This is a genomic window from Polaribacter marinaquae (assembly GCF_038019025.1).
In the GTDB taxonomy this organism is placed as follows: Bacteria; Bacteroidota; Bacteroidia; order Flavobacteriales; family Flavobacteriaceae; genus Polaribacter; species Polaribacter marinaquae.
The window spans coordinates 1,352,833-1,370,000 of record NZ_CP150496.1 but is presented as its reverse complement, the minus strand read 5'-3'; the positions used below and the strand labels follow the sequence as shown (position 1 = coordinate 1,370,000).

Here is a 17,168-nt window from a genome sequence, read left to right as displayed (position 1 = left end):
TCATAGGTGTAAAGGCAGTAATGTCATAGCCAAGTGATACTAATAACCCATAGACTTATGTACGCTTCTCACCGTCGCAAGACGGTGAGAGACACTCTTTTTTTTTACTTTTACTTACAATATTATTTTACCATATGTTAACTTATACAGTTAAATTCATTTAGCTGAAAAATTTAGGGTGGTTATAGCATTGGGGCTCACCTCTTCCCATCTCGAACAGAGAAGTTAAGCCCAATAGCGCCGATGGTACTGCATTTATGTGGGAGAGTAGGTCGCCGCCTTTCTTAATTCTGATACAAGCAGAATTCTTTAAACCTCATATCTTAACGATATGAGGTTTTTTTATGGAAACTAGTTTAAAGTTATAAAATAATTCAATCCTAAAAAAAATAATTAGAAGTATTATCCCTATCAAAAATTAGAGTCTTAGTTATTTGATATCAATTAGAATAAATGAAAAGTCCTTATATAAATTTCTATATAAGGACTTTTTAATGATAATTAAATAATTTATTTTTACATAGCTACAAGATCACCAGTGATGTCTTTAGAAGGTAATTCTGAACTACCCATTAAGAACAAATCAACTTGTCTTGCAGCTTCTCTTCCTTCTGAAATAGCCCAAACTATTAATGACTGGCCACGACGCATATCTCCAGCTACAAAAATATGTGGAACATTCGTTTGGTATTTACCATAATCTGCCTGGTAATTTGAACGAGAATCTTTTAAAATACCTAGCTTATCAGCCAATGTACTTTCTGGACCCGTAAAACCAAGTGCTAATAAAGCCAATTCACATGGCCAAGTTTTTTCTGTTCCCGAAATTTCTATTAGTTGCGGTCTTTGTCCTGGAATCATTTTCCATTCAACATTTACGGTTTTTAAAGCTATTAATTTGCCATTTTCATCTTTTACAAATTCCTTTGTATTTATCAACCAATTACGCTCGACACCTTCTTGATGGGACGAAGAAGTTTTTAATTGTAAAGGCCAAAATGGCCAAGGAGTTTTTGGAGATCTATGACCTGGAGGTTTAGGCATTATTTCAAAATTAACAACAGATTTTGCTCCTTGACGATTTGATGTCCCAATACAATCTGAACCTGTATCTCCACCACCAATAACAATAACATTTTTATCTGTTGCTAAAACTTGATTTTTTACTTCTTTACCAAATACAACTTTTGTTTGTTGAGTTAAAAAATCCATTGCTTGTACTACACCATCAGCATCTATACCTGGAGTTGGTAAACTTCTTCTTTCTGTTGCACCACCACATAAAACAAGGCTATCAAAGCTTTTTAATTCTGATATTTCATAATTAACACCAACATTTACATTTGTTTTAAATATGATACCTTCTGCTTCTAAAATTTTAATTCTTCTATCAATAATTCCTTTTTCCATCTTGAAATTAGGAATACCATATCTTAATAAACCTCCAACTTCGTCATCTCTCTCAAAAACAGTTACAGAATGACCAGCCCTATTTAATTGTTGTGCAGCGGCTAAACCTGCTGGACCAGAACCTATAACAGCTACACTTTTCCCAGTACGCTTTTTTGGTGGTTGTGGCTTTATCCATCCTTCTTTAAAAGCTCTTTCAACAATATTTTTTTCTATATTTTCAATTGAAATTGGATCTTCTATAATTCCTAATACACAAGCTTTTTCACATGGTGCTGGACATAATCGACCAGTAAATTCAGGGAAATTGTTTGTTGAATGCAAAATCCAAGATGCTTTTTTCCATTCGCCTTGGTGTACCATATGGTTAAAGTCTGGAATTAAATTACCTAACGGGCAACCACTATGACAGAAAGGTATACCACAGTCCATACATCGAGAACCTTGTTTAGTAATTTCTTCTTCAGATAAAGGAACTGTAAATTCTTTATAATTTTTTATACGATCTTTAACAGATGTATATTTTTCATCTTGTCTTTCAAATTCTTTAAATCCTGTTACTTTTCCCATGACATTATGCTATTGTTAATTCTTCAAACATTGGTTCTTCTGTTTCTAAACGCTCTAATGCGCGTTTATATTCAGTAGGCATTACTTTTACAAAATTTTGTAAGCTATTATCCCAGTCTGCTAATAAATCTGAACCTTTTTTACTGTTCGTATACAGAACATGTTTTTCTATAAGTGATTTTAATCCTACGACATCATCATTAGAAAGTGTTTCAAATTCTATTGTTTCTGTATTACAAAGTCCGTTTATAAATTTTTTCTGTGGATCATATACGTATGCAATACCACCGCTCATTCCTGCTGCAAAATTTCTACCTGTTTTACCAAGTACAACAACTTTACCACCGGTCATGTATTCACAACAATGATCTCCTACACCTTCTACAACTGCTGTAGCACCAGAATTTCGTACGGCAAACCTTTCACCTGCAATACCATTTATGTATGCTTGTCCTGCAACAGCACCAAACATACAAACGTTACCTACTATGATATTGTTTTCTGCTAAAAAGTCTGCTTTTTCTGGTTTTTTAATTATTAATTTTGCTCCTGATAATCCTTTACCTAGATAATCATTTGTATTACCATCTAAGGTAAACGTTAAACCATGAGCACCAAATGCCCCAAAACTTTGTCCTGCTGAACCAGTAAAGTTTATATTAAGTGTATCTTCTGGCAAACCTAAATGACCGTAAATTTTAGATATTTCGTTACTAACAATTGCACCTACTGTTCTATTTGTATTTTTTATAGGATAAAATAGATTCATTTTTTCTTTTCTATAAAGTGCTCTATGAGAATCTTTAAGAATTGTAAAATCTAAAACATTGTCTAAATTATGATCTTGTTTTTCAGTATTTTTTACAACCATACTTTTATAAGCAGAAGGTCTATGTAAAATGCTTGATAAATCTAACCCTTTAGCTTTGTAATGCTTAATAGCTTTATTTGCGTTAATTTTGTGTGTTTTTCCAACCATTTCAGCTAGCGTTCTAAAACCTAACTGCGCCATGATTCCTCTTAACTCTTCTGCGATATAATAAAAGAAGTTAATAACATGCTCTGGTGTTCCTTTAAAGTTTTTTCTTAGTTCTTTGTCTTGCGTAGCAATACCAACAGGGCATGTGTTAAGATGACATTTACGCATCATTATACAACCAGATGCAACTAAAGGTGCTGTAGCAAACCCAAATTCTTCTGCACCTAATAATGTCGCAATGGCAACATCTCTACCAGTTTTTAATTGTCCGTCGCATTCAACAACAATTCTACTTCTTAAATCATTTAAAACAAGTGTTTGTTGTGCTTCTGCTAAACCTAGTTCCCATGGTAAACCCGCATGTTTAAGTGATGTAAGTGGTGATGCACCTGTACCACCATCGTAACCAGAAATCAAAACTACATCTGCTTTTGCCTTTGCAACACCCGCAGCAATAGTACCTACACCAACTTCTGAAACTAATTTTACATTAATTCTTGCTTCACGATTTGCATTTTTTAAATCGAAGATTAACTGTGCTAAATCTTCAATTGAATAAATATCGTGATGTGGTGGTGGAGAAATCAATCCTACAAAAGGAGTTGAATTTCTTGCTGATGCAATCCATGGTAAAACTTTTTCACCTGGTAGTTGACCACCTTCACCTGGTTTAGCACCTTGTGCCATTTTAATTTGTATTTCTTTAGCATTGGTTAAATAATGAGATGTTACCCCAAATCTACCAGATGCAACTTGTTTGATAGCAGAATTTCTACTATCACCATTAATATCTTTTTGAAAACGCTTTCTGTCTTCACCACCTTCACCAGAATTAGACTTACCACCAATTCTATTCATGGCAATAGCTAAATTTTCATGAGCTTCTCTAGAAATTGATCCGTAGGACATTGCACCTGTTTTAAAGCGTTTTACAATTTCTGTCCAAGGTTCGACTTCTTCTAAAGGAATAGGATCTAAGTTGTCAAATTCAAACAAACCTCTAATTGTCATTAAACTTTCAGATTGCTCATTTATCGCGTTTGAATAAACATTATAACTAGCTTGATCACTTAATCTAACTGCTTGCTGAAGTTTAGAAACTGTTGTTGGATTAAATAAATGTCTCTCTCCGTTTCTTCTCCATCGATAATCACCTCCAACATTTAAACCTAAATTTTTATCAATTTGATTATCTGGATATGCTTGTTTGTATCGTTGATCTATTTCTTTTTCGATTTCATATAACCCAATTCCTTCAATTCTAGAAGCTGTATATGGAAAATATTTTTCTACGAATTGAGAATTAAAACCAACAATTTCAAAAATTTGAGAACCTCTATAAGAATGTAATGTAGAAATTCCTATTTTGTTCATCACTTTTAAAATCCCTTTTCCGATGGCTTTATTAAAGTTGTCTACAGCTTTTTGCTCATCCATACCGGTTATAAAACCTTCTTTAACTTGCATTCTAATAATTTCGTTAACCATATATGGGTTCACTGCACTTGCTCCATAACCAAATAATGTTGCAAAATGATGTGGTTCTCTAGGTTCTGCAGATTCAATAATTATATCGAAATAAGATCTTTTTCTTAAACGATTTAATTGATGATTTACATAAGAACAAGCTAATAAAGCTGGTATTGGGGCAAATTCTTGATTTACACCTCTATCTGATAAAATTATAATATTACTTTTATTATCTAAAGCTTTTTCTGCTTGCTTAACAATATTATCTAAAGCGTCTTCTAAACCATTTAAACCTTGGGCTTTTGAATATAAAATTTGAATTGTTTCAGCTTTAAAACTTTCAATTTCTATTGATCTAATTTTTTCTAAATCGGCATTAGAAATCACAGGATTTTGTATTCTTAATTTTCTACATTGTCTTTCTGTGATGCTAAAAATATTTCTATCTTTTCCTAAATTTAGACTAATATCTGTTACAATATTTTCTCTAATTCCGTCTAAAGGCGGATTTGTAACTTGTGCAAATAATTGCTTAAAATAATTTGATATTAATTGAGGTCTGTCTGATAAAACAGCTAAAGGAGTATCTATTCCCATAGAACCTAAAGCTTCTTTACCAACAATTGCCATTGGTGTAATTACTTCTTGAATATCTTCGAAAGTGTAATTAAATAAACGTTGACGTGTTTTTATATCAATTGTTTCAATTGGGCAAGTTTCGTTTGTATAAGGAACATCCTTTAAATGTAAACGAGTTTTATCTAACCATTCTTGGTACGGTCTTTCAGAAACAATTTTACTTTTTATTTCTTTATCTTGTATGATTCTTCCTTCGTTCATGTCTACTAAAAACATTTTACCAGGTTCTAATCTACCGTGTTCTTTTATATCTTCTGGTGCAACATCTACAACACCAATTTCTGATGACATTATTAATTTACCGCTCTTAGTAACTGTATATCTAGATGGTCTTAAACCATTTCTGTCTAATAAAGCACCAATATAATCACCGTCTGTAAATGGTACAGAAGCTGGTCCATCCCAAGGTTCCATTATACAACCATTATATTCGTAAAAAGCTTTTCGCTCTTTAGACATCGTAGCATGTTTTTCCCAAGCTTCTGGTATCATCATCATCATAATTTCTGGTAATGATCTACCTGTATGCGTTAATAATTCTACCACCATATCCATAGATGCAGAATCTGATTTACCTGGTAAAATTATTGGAAAAAGTTTATCTATTTGCGGGCCGAAAACATCACTTTTCATGATTTCTTCACGTACACGCATTCTACTTACATTTCCTCTTAAAGTATTTATCTCTCCGTTTTGACACATGTGTCTAAATGGCTGAGCAAGTTCCCAAGTTGGCATTGTGTTTGTAGAAAAACGTTGGTGTACTAAGGCTAATCTGGTAACTAAATCTATTTCTTGTAAGTCTTTATAATAAGGCCCAATATCTTCGGGCATAATTATACCTTTATATATTATGGTCGTTATAGATAAACTTGGTACATAAAAATAATTACTTTCAGAAATTTTAGATTTACGAATTGTATGTTCTGCAATTTTTCTTGCAGCGTATAATTTCGCTTTAAATGTAGCTTCGTCAACATCTTCTGTTTTACCAATAAATAGTTGTTCTATGTTTGGTTCTGATGCCAATGCAATTTCACCTAATTGAGATGAATCTACAGGAACTTCTCGCCAACCTAAAACAGAAAGACCTTGATTAAAAATTTCGGTTTCAAAAGTTTTTTTACAATAATTATATTGATTTGATACTTTTGGAAGAAACACCATACCAACAGCATATTCTCTTTGGTTAGGTAACGGAAAATTACAAACTCTGTTAAAGTAATCGTGCGGAATATCTATTAATAAACCTGCTCCGTCACCTGTTTTTCCATCGGAACTAACACCACCTCTATGCTCTAGTTTTACTAGGATTTCTAGTGCGTCGTGTATGATTTGATTTGTTCTTTGACCATTTAAATTACAGATAAAACCAGCACCGCAATTTTCATGTTCAAACTCTGGTAAGTATAACCCTTGTTTCTCCATATCGTATTCAATTATATTGGCTAATTTATATTTTTTATTAAGAAAAAATTAACTTTTTAGCGGTTTTAATATAATTTTTGTGATGAAAACAAAAAAACGATACAAATAATTCAATAATAATAATTAAAGCTTTTTATATTGTGAAATCGTTAAAAAACGAAAAAACCCGCAATTTTTTTAAAATTGCAGGTAAAAAATTGTGTATTTTTTAAAGGTTAATGTTCGTTTAATCTAAAATCTGGATATGCATCCATACCGTGTTCATGAGTATCTAAACCTTCTAATTCTTCTTTTTCATCAACTCTTATTCCCATTGTTTTCTTTAAAGTGAAAATAATTATAAAAGAAGTTAATAAACAAAAAACAGCATAAGATCCTATTCCTATTAACTGACTAACAAATTGAGATCCGCTAGCTAAATCTCCAAAGATTCCAACAGCAAGAGTTCCCCAAATTCCGCAAATTAAATGAACAGCTATTGCACCAACCGGATCATCTAATTTTAATTTGTCAATTAAACTAACAGCAAATACAATAAATACACCTGCTATTGCACCAATATAAATTGCATCCATAGGAGACATTACATCTGCACCAGCAGTAATTGCAACTAAACCTCCTAAAATTCCGTTTAGAAACATCGTTAAATCTAAATTTTTAAAAAGAATTGTAGAAGTAATTGCAGAAATAACACCACCAGCCGCTGCAGCTAAACATGTAGTTACAAGTGTTAAAGAAGTTAAACCTGGATCTGCAGATAAAACCGAGCCACCATTAAAACCAAACCAACCTAACCAAAGTATTAAAACACCAGCTGTAGCAATAGGAATGTTATGACCTGGTATTGCTTGAATTTTTCCATTTTTGAATTTTCCTATTCTGGCTCCTAAAAGACAAACTGCTACTAAAGCAGCCCAACCACCAACAGAGTGAACTAAAGTAGAACCTGCAAAATCATAAAAAGGAGTGTCTAGTTGGTCTAAAAAACCGCCTCCCCATTTCCAAGAACCTGCAATTGGGTAAACAAAGCCAACATACAATATTGTAAATATCATAAAAGGTAAAATTTTCATTCTTTCTGCTACTGCACCAGAAACTATTGTAGCTGCTGTAGCTGCGAACATTCCTTGAAACAAAAAGTCTGTCCAATATGTATAACCTTCGTTATATGTTAAATCTAAAACACCATCTTTTAGAGGTGCAGAAATACCAAATATAAAATCGCCTAAATATCCAGATGAATTTGCAGCCCATGTTGGGTACATTAAATTGAAGCCTACTAAAGCATACAGTAATAGACCTACTGTAATGATAAATATATTTTTAAATAAGATGTTTATAGTATTCTTTTGTCTTGTTAATCCAATTTCTAGAAATGCAAAACCTAAGTGCATAAAGAAAACTAGTGCTGTACAGATCATCATCCATACATTATTTATTGTTAATAATTCCATGATATAAAAAATGTTCTTTTTTAGTTTAGTGTTTTTCCTCCTTTTTCTCCTGTTCTTATTCTGTAGGCTTCATTTATGTCGCTTACAAAAACTTTTCCATCACCAACATCACCTGTAGATGCAGCTTCAATTATAGTTTTAATTGTTATTTCTTCAAATTCATTATTTACTACTATAGATAAATATCTTCTTTGAATATCGCTTGTGCTATAACTTACACCTCTGTAAACATGTCCTTCTTTTTCGTTACCTAAACCGGTAACATCCCAATAAGAGAAAAAATTAACACCAACATCATGCAATGCTTCTTTTACTGCGCTAAATTTTGATTTTCTAATAATTGCTTCTATTTTTTTCATTTTAAATATTTAGTTAATTGTTCTTAAAAATGTTTTTTCGTAGAAAAATCACACAACCCTAAAGTTGTGTGATTTTATATATAATTGATTTAAAATTTTATGTAGATAACTGCTATTTATCTTCGTCAAAATCTCTAACTCTTTTACCTGGGTAAGCAATAGAACCATGTTCTGAAATATCTAAACCTTCAATTTCTACTTCTTTAGATACTCTTAATCCCATTGTAGCTTTTAATATTGCTAAAACAATAAAAGATAAGACGGTTGCCCATGCTGCATAAGCTAAAACTCCGACAGCTTGTACTCCTAATTGCGAAGCACCGCCACCATTAAATAATCCAATTGCAGTATCGCCGTCTACACCCCAAAGACCTATAACTAAAGTTCCCCAAGCACCAGCAACACCGTGTACAGAAGCTGCACCAATTGCATCATCAATTTTTAATTTCTTTTCTATAAATTCAATTGAAAATACTACAATGATACCTCCAATAAGTCCAGCTAATACAGCACCACCTGCAGTCATGTTTCCACATCCGGCAGTAATACTAACTAAACCAGCTAAAGAACCATTAAGAGTTTGTGCTAAATTTGGTTTTCCGTACCAGATCCAAGTTGTAACTAAAGCACCAAGACCACCTGCTGCTGCAGATAAATTTGTGATTAATACAACGTTAGAAGCGCCAACTGCATCTGCGCCACCCCAAGCTAATTGAGATCCACCGTTAAAACCAAACCAACCAAACCAAAGGATAAATACACCTAAAGTTGCTAAAACTTGATTGTGACCAGGAATAGGTAAAACCTTTCCGTTAACATATTTTCCTATTCTAGGACCTACCATAAATGCAGCTACTAAAGCAGCCCAACCACCTACAGAGTGTACAATTGACGAACCAGCAAAGTCTATAAAGCCCATTTCTGTTAACCAACCGCTACCTTGCCATTGCCATCCACCAGATATAGGATAGATAACTGCTGTCATTATAAGAGAGAAAATGATATATGTAGAATATTTTGTTCTACCTGCTATTGCACCAGAAACGATTGTAGCTGTAGTTGCAGCAAACATTGTTTGAAAGAATAAATCTGCTCCTTCACCTTGAAATAAGCCACTCCAGAAAAACCATCCGTTAGATGTATCTCCGTACATTAAAGAGTAACCTACTAACCAGAAAGTTAAAGAACCCACACAAATGTCTAATAGATTTTTCATTGCGATGTTTACCGCATTTTTAGATCTTGTCATTCCAGATTCTACTAATGTAAAACCAGCTTGCATTAAGAATACTAAAATACCAGCAATTAGCATCCAAAGCATTCCCATATCTCCATTAATCTGTTCAACAGCTTGCGCCACTTCTGACGCTGGAGTGTCTTGTAATAATATTAAAAATAAACTCATTTTTATATAATTTTTGGTTAATTAATTCTTAGAAAGAGTAAACTGCTGCTAGTGTAGCTCCTGTTACACTTTTTCCAAAAGGAACAACACCATCATCAGAAGTGTCATATCTTACTTCTGGAATTATTGTTAAGCTACCTGTTAAAGAATAGTTACCAGATAAAGTAAAAGCAGATACGCTACTGTCTACATCTGCTGTAGTAGTTGTAAAAAATTCTGGTCTAAATCCTAAAGAGAACTTATCTGAAAAAGTGTTTTGTAAGTAAAAAGCAACACCTTTATAGGTATAATCTGCATCATCAGAATTTGAGTATGCTGCATTTATTCCTAAAAAGAAAGATTCTGAAACATCAAACCCACCTGTATAGTCTAAGTATAAAACATCTGTAGTTCCAAAACCATCAGCACCATAAGCTAAGTTAAAATACTGTCCTTTATATCCTGTTTGAAAACCTAATTGATAATCGTTACCAATGTTTGCACCAGAAGTAATACCATGAGGATTTGTTACAGCAAACATAAAAGATAAGTCTTCTGATGCTGCATAGTCTAATTTAAAACCAGTATGAGAAAAAGGACCTGCGTTAAATAAATAAGATACAGAGTAGTTAAAGTTTCCTGCTGGAGAGATAACTTCATAACCATAGAAAGTATTAAACTGACCTAAAGTTAAAGTTACTTTATCTGAAGCATTGTAATATGCATATAGTTGGTTGATAGCACCTTCATATGCATTTGCTGCTTTTGCTCTTGGCCCGTAAGCTAAATCTGCAACAACCCCAGCTTTTCCTTTTTCATATGAAAAAATTGTATTTACCATACCTAATCCAAAACCATTTGCAGAAGCTGCAGGATCGTCACTTGAATATAAAATACCTAAAGAGCCAGGAGAATTGCTTTTAAGATTACTTGTATGATATACGTCTACAGTTCCACTTAATGTAAATGTTCCTTTGTCTTCGTTTTCTTGTGCTGTTACTACTAAACTAGAAATGAATAGTAATGATAGAATAATTTTTTTCATAATGAGTGTTCTTTAGTTGTGTTAATTTTTTGTTAATGAACTCGGGTCAAATGTATATATTAAATTTAAATTAACAAGGGGTGTTAATTTTCAAAACGATGTATTTTGAGTGTATACCCTCAAAAAAAAGGGGGTTATATTGAGATAACTATATTTTTTTGTTTTTGAATGGTGTAAAATGTTAGGTTCGTAAAAAAGTGAACTATAATTTTGAGATATTCATAAAAATGCATGTTTTGTAAAAAAAAATGTAATTTATGTACTTTTGCACCTATGAAATATTCATTTTCTTACCTAATTTGTTTAGAATTCTTAGGGTTTAGGTTTTCTGGTTGGCAAAAGCAAAAAAATGCAAAAACTTTGCATGATATGGTCGATAAATCTTTGTCTTTTGTTTTTGAAGACTTTGATTTTAAGACAATTGGGGTAGGGAGAACAGACGCTAAAGTTTCTGCTAACACCTATTATTTACAGCTTTTTAGAAATTCTGAAATTGATGAATTACAATTTTTAAAATCTCTAAATTCTAATTTTTCGCCAGATTTTAGAGCTGTTTCTGTAAAAAAAGTGCCAACAAGCTTTAATGTTATCAATGCTCCTAAGATTAAAGAGTATCATTATTATTTTTCTTTTGGTGATAAAAACCATCCTTTTGCGGCTCCTTTTATGATTAATATTGATTTTAATCTGGATATTGATTCGATGAAAAAAGCAGCTAAATTGTTTGAAGGTGAGCATTATTTTCATAAATACTGTACAAAACCAAGTGAGCATACAGTGTTTAAACGAGTTATAGATGGTTGTGAAATAGTTGAAAATGATATTTTGACTGCAAGTTTTTTTCCGGAAGTTTCTTATGTGTTAAAAGTTAGGGGTAAAGGTTTTTTAAGATATCAAATTAGGTTGATGATGGCTACTTTGTTTGAGGTAGGTAAAGGAAATTTAGATTTAAATTTTATTGAAAAATCTTTAAAAGAAGATAACGATAGAATGTTTATGAGAAATATTGCGCCTTCTTCTGGTTTGCAATTACATGCTTTGGATTTAGAACTTTAATTGGCAAAAAGGTGCAATAGCGATAGAAACGGCATCCTTTTTTTGAAGAATGAAAAAAAAGATATAGTGGATAGCGCGTTTTTTTGTTTTAAAAAATTGCCATAAAAAAAATCCACCTTTAAAAAGATGGATTTTTAAATACTTATATAATAAGGTGATTATCCTTTGATAACGCCTCTAGAAATTACAATTTTCTGAATTTCTGAAGTTCCTTCGTAAATCTGAGTAATTTTAGCATCTCTCATTAAACGTTCTACGTGGTATTCTTTAACAAAACCATTTCCACCGTGAATTTGAACTGCTTCAACAGTTTGTTCCATAGCAACTTTAGATGCGTATAACTTAGCCATTGCGCTAGACATGTCGTAATTGTTGCCTTGGTCTTTGTCCCAAGCAGCTTTCATAACTAACATTCTTGCTGCTTCGATTTCTGTGTACATATCTGCTAATTTAAAAGCAATTGCTTGGTGGTTGCAAATTTCTGTACCAAAAGCTTTACGTTCTTTCGAGTATTTTAAAGCTAATTCGTATGCGCCAGAAGCAATACCTAAAGCCTGAGCAGCAATACCAATTCTACCTCCAGAAAGTGTTTTCATGGCAAACTTAAATCCGAAACCATCTTCACCAATTCTATTTTCTTTAGGTACTTTTACGTCGTTAAATTGTAGTGTATGTGTGTCGCTACCGCGGATACCTAATTTGTCTTCTTTTGGTCCTACATGAAAACCTTCTGTTCCTTTTTCGACAATAAAAGCGTTGATTCCTCTGTGCCCTTTAGAACGATCTGTTTGCGCTATAACTAAGTATACATCTGCACGACCACCACTAGTAATCCAGTTTTTTGTACCATTAATTACATAATGATCTCCTTTATCTTCTGCAGTTGTTGCTTGTGAAGTTGCATCTGATCCTGCTTCTGGTTCACTTAAACAAAATGCACCAACAAATTCTCCAGTAGCTAATTTTGTTAAATATTTTTGTTTTTGTTCTTCAGATGCGTAAGCTTCTAATCCGTAGCATACTAAAGAGTTGTTTACAGATACGATAACAGATGCAGATGCGTCTATTTTAGAAAGTTCTTCCATAATTAATACATAAGAAGTTGCGTCCATACCGCTTCCTCCGTATTTAGGATCTACCATAATTCCCATAAAACCTAAATCTCCCATTTTCTTAACTAATTCGTTAGGAAACTCTTGTTTATTGTCTCTTTCGATAACTCCAGGTAATAATTCTGTTTGTGCAAAATCTCTTGCAGCATCACGAATCATGATGTGTTCTTCTGTTAAACTAAAATCCATTTTATATTTTTATTATTTTCGTAAAATTCGACTTCAAAGATATCGATTTCGTAACATATTTTCAATAGACATTTGTTAATTTTACAAATATGAATAATAATTACTTTTTTGCCTTGGGTTTAATGTCTGGTACATCTTTGGATGGCGTAGATATTGTTTATGTGAAATTTAAGAGAAATGACTATTCGTTTTTTGAAATTTTACAAGCCGAAACCATTCCGTATTCTATAGAATGGAAACAACAATTACAAAACGCTATTCATTTTTCTTCGGATGAGTTAAAAAAGTTAGATATATCTTATGGTAAGTATTTGGCGTCGTTAATAAATAATTTCGTTTTTAATTATAAAATTGAAGAACTAGCATTTGTAGCATCGCATGGTCACACAATTTTACACGAACCAGATAAAGGAATTACGTTACAAATAGGTTATGGAAATGAAATTGCTAAACTAACTAAGCAAAAAGTTGTTTGCGATTTTAGAACACAAGATGTTAAATTAGGCGGTCAAGGTGCGCCGTTAGTGCCAATAGGAGACGAGTTGTTGTTTTCTAATATTAATTATTGTCTTAACCTTGGTGGATTTTCTAATGTTTCGTATCATAATAAAGTTAGTAGAATCGCTTTTGATATTTGCCCGGTAAATATCGTTTTAAATTTATATGCCAATAAGTTAGGATTAGAATATGATGCATCCGGAGAAATTGCATCTAAAGGAACGATTAATAAAGTATTATTAGAAAAGTTAAATCAATTAGAGTTTTATCAGAAAAATCCGCCTAAATCTTTGGGTTTAGAATGGGTGCAACAACAAATATTGCCATTAATTGATAGTTTAGAAAAAGATGTGTCAAATGTTTTAAGAACTTTTGTAGAGCATGTAGCAATGCAAATATCGAGTGTTTTAGAAGATTCTAAATCGGTACTAATAACAGGTGGCGGTGTATTTAATGTTTTCTTAATAGATAGAATTAAATGTTACACTAATGTTAAAATTGTTAAAGCTTCTAATAACTTAATTAACTATAAAGAAGCTTTAATTTTTGCTTTCTTAGGTGTGTTAAAAATTGATAATCAGATAAATTGCTTAAAAAGTGTTACTGGTGCTAGTCAAAATCATTCATCTGGGATTGTTTTTTTACCTTAGTTTTTGATTTAAAAAGTTTTAACAATTGTTTTTTTTAGATTAAGTTTGTAGAAGTCTGTAAAATGATATAATAATTCAATAAAAAATTTTAAAAATGAATCAACTTTAGCTTCTCTAGGTAAAATATGTCGGTAAAAATGCATGAAAATTTAGAAAATAAGTTGAAACTCAATACAAAATAAAATGAAAGAATTATTAAAAAAATACGAAAACAAGCAGCCAGAAATAGTTTTTCACTGGAAAGATCAAGAAACAGATGCAGAAGGATGGACTGTAATTAACTCTTTAAGAGGAGGTGCAGCCGGCGGAGGTACCAGAATGCGAAAAGGTTTAGATAAAAACGAAGTATTGTCTTTAGCTAAAACTATGGAGGTTAAATTTACTGTATCTGGACCAGCAATTGGTGGTGCAAAATCTGGAATTAATTTCGATCCAAACGATCCTAGAAAAAGAGAAGTTTTAGAAAGATGGTACAAAGCAGTAACACCTTTACTTAAACATTATTATGGTACTGGTGGAGACTTAAATGTAGATGCAGATAAAGATGTAATTCCGATTACAGAAGATTGTGGAGTTTGGCATCCGCAAGAAGGTATTTTTAATGGTCATTTTAAACCTACCGAAGCAGATAAAATTAATAGAATTGGTCAATTACGTTTAGGTGTAATTAAAGTTATAGAAAACAAATATTTTTCTCCAGATTTATCAAGAAAATATACAGTTGCAGATATGTTAACTGGTTATGGTGTTGCAGAAGCAGTAAAGCATTACTATAATATTTACGGTGGCAACATCGAGGGTAAAAGAGCTATCGTGCAAGGTTTCGGAAACGTAGGTTCTGCTGCAGCTTATTATTTAACTCAATTAGGAGCCAAAGTAGTAGGAATTATAGATAGAGATGGTGGTTTAATTAACGAGAATGGTTTTACTATGGATGAAATGACAGATTTGTTTTTATCTAAGGATGGAAATAAACTGGTTTCAGAAAACATGATACCATTTGATGAAATTAACAGTAAAATTTGGAGTTTACCAGCAGAAATTTTTATTCCTGCAGCTGCTTCAAGATTGGTTTCTAAAGATCAAGTTCAGCAAATGATAGATACTGGTTTAGAAGTAATTTCTCCGGGTGCAAATGTTCCGTTTGCAGATAAAGAAATTTTCTTCGGACCAATAATGGAATACACAGATAATCATTTAAGTTTGTTGCCAGACTTTATCTCTAATTGTGGTATTGCAAGAGTTTTTGCTTATTTAATGGAGTCTAAAGTGCCATTACCAATGCAAGACAAAGCTATTTTTGATGATACATCAGAAGTTATTAAAAAAGCATTGCAAAAAACATTTAAAAAGAGTGCGTCTAAAACAAAAATATGTTCAACAGCATTTGAAATAGCGTTAAAACAATTGATATAAATTAAATAAGAGAATATGGAATCAGTAATTATTATAGTGTTTGTAATGGGGTATCTAGCCATTACTTTAGAACATAATTTAAAATTAGATAAATTAATACCGGCCTTAATTATGATGGCGGTATGTTGGGCTTTGGTTGCCTTAGGTGTAGATAATTTTTCTAATTGGTTTGATTCTGCAAATCATGGTTTGGTAGATGGTTTTGCATCTATGGCGCATGATGATAAGTTACATTTAGTAGAAGAAACATTATTACATCACTTAGGTAAAACTGCAGAAATCTTAGTTTTCTTATTGGGTGCTATGACAATTGTAGAGATTATCGATTATTTTGATGGTTTTTCTACAATTAAAGGATATGTTAACTTTAAGAGTAAGAAAAAATTACTTTGGATGTTTGCAGTGTTAGCATTTATTTTATCAGCAATTATAGATAACTTAACTGCAACGATTGTATTAATATCGATACTTCAAAAAATTGTTAAAACAAGAGAAGATAGAATTTGGTTTGCAGGTTTAATTATTATTGCTGCAAATGCTGGTGGAGCTTTTTCTCCGATTGGAGACGTTACAACAACAATGCTTTGGATTGGTGATAAAGTAAGTACAGGTATGTTATTTACATACTTATTTATACCGTCTTTATTATGTATGGTTGTACCAACATTTATAGCTACATTTTTACCAGCTTTTAAAGGTGAAATTGATTTTGATGAAAACGAAGTTGAGCAGCCAAAAAGTAGACATAGTGCAAGAATGCTATATTTAGGTTTAGGGGCAATTTTATTTGTACCAGTATTTAAAACAGTTACACATTTACCTCCTTATGTAGGTATGATGCTTTCTTTAGCAATTGTAGCAACTTTTGCAGAGATTTATAGTAACTCTAAATTCTCTATTTCTACAGTAGAAGGAGAGCAAGCAGAAGAGCATGAAAGTGGAGCGCATCACAGTCCGGTTCATCATTCGTTGTCAAAAATTGAAATGCCAAGTATTTTATTTTTCTTAGGTATTTTAATGGCTGTAGCAGCGTTAGAGTCTTTAGGTATTTTATTTAATTTCGCAGACAGTTTAAAACAAGGAATTCCGTTAATAGGAACAGAGTTAAGCGGAACAGGAGTTTCTGATTTAGTTGTAATTTTATTAGGTATTGGTTCTGCAATTATTGATAATGTACCATTAGTAGCAGCGAGTTTAGGTATGTTTTCTGAAGGTTTAGATGATCCATTATGGCACTTTATTGCATTTTCTGCTGGTACAGGAGGAAGTATGTTAATCATTGGTTCTGCTGCAGGTGTTGTTGCAATGGGAATGGAAAAAATTGATTTTTTCTGGTATATCAAAAAAATATCTTGGTTAGCTTTTATAGGCTTTTTAGTAGGATCTATATCATTTGTAGTACTAAGAATGTTTGTATAATCAATAGCAAAATATTTATCAAATGCCATTTTGTTATTTACAAAATGGCATTTTTTATATCTCATAAAAAGCTTTTTGTTTAAAAGCAAT

The 17,168-nt window shown here is 32.2% G+C and carries 11 protein-coding genes and 2 rRNA genes (1 of these 13 running past the window's edge); 6 read left to right on the top strand and 7 right to left on the bottom strand.

What is annotated here, in order from left to right; genetic code table 11:
- Positions 1 to 63 (top strand): 23S ribosomal RNA (locus WG950_RS06280) (it extends 2,807 nt beyond the left edge of the window).
- Between the two features lie 111 nt (positions 64 to 174).
- Positions 175 to 284: ribosomal RNA gene (rrf, locus tag WG950_RS06275) — 5S ribosomal RNA — on the top strand.
- Positions 285 to 516: 232 nt separating this feature from the next.
- On the opposite strand, the gene WG950_RS06270 is transcribed toward rrf, so the two are convergent.
- The 6 genes from WG950_RS06270 to WG950_RS06245 form a co-directional block, all read right to left on the bottom strand.
- Positions 517 to 1,980 carry a glutamate synthase subunit beta gene (locus tag WG950_RS06270; protein WP_340934949.1) on the bottom strand — a complete coding sequence of 488 codons (1,464 nt, stop codon included), beginning with the start codon at positions 1,978 to 1,980 and terminating at the stop codon, positions 517 to 519.
- Positions 1,981 to 1,984: 4 nt separating this feature from the next.
- Entirely contained in the window at positions 1,985 to 6,496 is a 4,512-nt protein-coding gene (gene gltB / locus WG950_RS06265; RefSeq protein ID WP_340934948.1) for a glutamate synthase large subunit, read from the bottom strand.
- A 215-nt stretch (positions 6,497 to 6,711) separates the two neighbouring features.
- The gene (locus WG950_RS06260; protein ID WP_340934946.1) at positions 6,712 to 7,950 is read right to left on the bottom strand and encodes an ammonium transporter; all 1,239 of its coding nucleotides are present in this window, start codon (positions 7,948 to 7,950) and stop codon (positions 6,712 to 6,714) included.
- A gap of 20 nt (positions 7,951 to 7,970) precedes the next feature.
- Entirely contained in the window at positions 7,971 to 8,309 is a 339-nt protein-coding gene (locus WG950_RS06255; RefSeq protein ID WP_340934945.1) for a P-II family nitrogen regulator, read from the bottom strand.
- 112 nt (positions 8,310 to 8,421) lie between these two features.
- Positions 8,422 to 9,714: an ammonium transporter gene (locus tag WG950_RS06250; protein ID WP_340934941.1), complete on the bottom strand. Its 1,293-nt coding sequence runs from the start codon at positions 9,712 to 9,714 to the stop codon at positions 8,422 to 8,424.
- Positions 9,715 to 9,742: 28 nt separating this feature from the next.
- Entirely contained in the window at positions 9,743 to 10,738 is a 996-nt protein-coding gene (locus WG950_RS06245; protein WP_340934939.1) for an outer membrane beta-barrel protein, read from the bottom strand.
- Positions 10,739 to 11,011: 273 nt separating this feature from the next.
- On the opposite strand from WG950_RS06245, the gene WG950_RS06240 reads away from it, so the two are divergent.
- Positions 11,012 to 11,794: a tRNA pseudouridine(38-40) synthase TruA gene (locus WG950_RS06240; RefSeq protein WP_340934938.1), complete on the top strand. Its 783-nt coding sequence runs from the start codon at positions 11,012 to 11,014 to the stop codon at positions 11,792 to 11,794.
- Between the two features lie 158 nt (positions 11,795 to 11,952).
- Here WG950_RS06240 and WG950_RS06235 read toward each other — a convergent pair whose 3' ends face one another.
- Positions 11,953 to 13,095, bottom strand: a complete 1,143-nt coding sequence (locus WG950_RS06235) for an acyl-CoA dehydrogenase (RefSeq protein WP_077811218.1) — start codon at positions 13,093 to 13,095, stop codon at positions 11,953 to 11,955.
- A gap of 89 nt (positions 13,096 to 13,184) precedes the next feature.
- On the opposite strand from WG950_RS06235, the gene WG950_RS06230 reads away from it, so the two are divergent.
- The 3 genes from WG950_RS06230 to nhaD all read left to right on the top strand — a co-directional run bounded on the left by WG950_RS06230 (position 13,185) and on the right by nhaD (position 17,078).
- Positions 13,185 to 14,243: an anhydro-N-acetylmuramic acid kinase gene (locus WG950_RS06230; protein ID WP_340934936.1), complete on the top strand. Its 1,059-nt coding sequence runs from the start codon at positions 13,185 to 13,187 to the stop codon at positions 14,241 to 14,243.
- A 183-nt stretch (positions 14,244 to 14,426) separates the two neighbouring features.
- Positions 14,427 to 15,659 (top strand): Glu/Leu/Phe/Val dehydrogenase dimerization domain-containing protein, encoded by a 1,233-nt coding sequence (locus tag WG950_RS06225; RefSeq protein ID WP_079738230.1) that lies wholly within the window; start codon positions 14,427 to 14,429, stop codon positions 15,657 to 15,659.
- Between the two features lie 15 nt (positions 15,660 to 15,674).
- Positions 15,675 to 17,078, top strand: coding sequence for a sodium:proton antiporter NhaD (nhaD, locus tag WG950_RS06220; protein ID WP_340934934.1), 1,404 nt, complete (start codon positions 15,675 to 15,677; stop codon positions 17,076 to 17,078).
- Positions 17,079 to 17,168: the final 90 nt, after the last annotated feature.

Excerpts from the sequence above, each read along its gene's own strand:
- gltB (WP_340934948.1), bottom strand. The coding sequence starts at position 6,496 with ATGGAGAAACAAGGGTTATACTTACCAGAGTTTGAACATGAAAATTGC.
- WG950_RS06250 (WP_340934941.1), bottom strand. The coding sequence starts at position 9,714 with ATGAGTTTATTTTTAATATTATTACAAGACACTCCAGCGTCAGAAGTG.
- WG950_RS06240 (WP_340934938.1), top strand. The coding sequence starts at position 11,012 with ATGAAATATTCATTTTCTTACCTAATTTGTTTAGAATTCTTAGGGTTT.
- WG950_RS06245 (WP_340934939.1), bottom strand. The coding sequence starts at position 10,738 with ATGAAAAAAATTATTCTATCATTACTATTCATTTCTAGTTTAGTAGTA.
- WG950_RS06270 (WP_340934949.1), bottom strand. The coding sequence starts at position 1,980 with ATGGGAAAAGTAACAGGATTTAAAGAATTTGAAAGACAAGATGAAAAA.
- WG950_RS06225 (WP_079738230.1), top strand. The coding sequence starts at position 14,427 with ATGAAAGAATTATTAAAAAAATACGAAAACAAGCAGCCAGAAATAGTT.
- WG950_RS06235 (WP_077811218.1), bottom strand. The coding sequence starts at position 13,095 with ATGGATTTTAGTTTAACAGAAGAACACATCATGATTCGTGATGCTGCA.
- nhaD (WP_340934934.1), top strand. The coding sequence starts at position 15,675 with ATGGAATCAGTAATTATTATAGTGTTTGTAATGGGGTATCTAGCCATT.
- WG950_RS06230 (WP_340934936.1), top strand. The coding sequence starts at position 13,185 with ATGAATAATAATTACTTTTTTGCCTTGGGTTTAATGTCTGGTACATCT.
- WG950_RS06255 (WP_340934945.1), bottom strand. The coding sequence starts at position 8,309 with ATGAAAAAAATAGAAGCAATTATTAGAAAATCAAAATTTAGCGCAGTA.
- WG950_RS06260 (WP_340934946.1), bottom strand. The coding sequence starts at position 7,950 with ATGGAATTATTAACAATAAATAATGTATGGATGATGATCTGTACAGCA.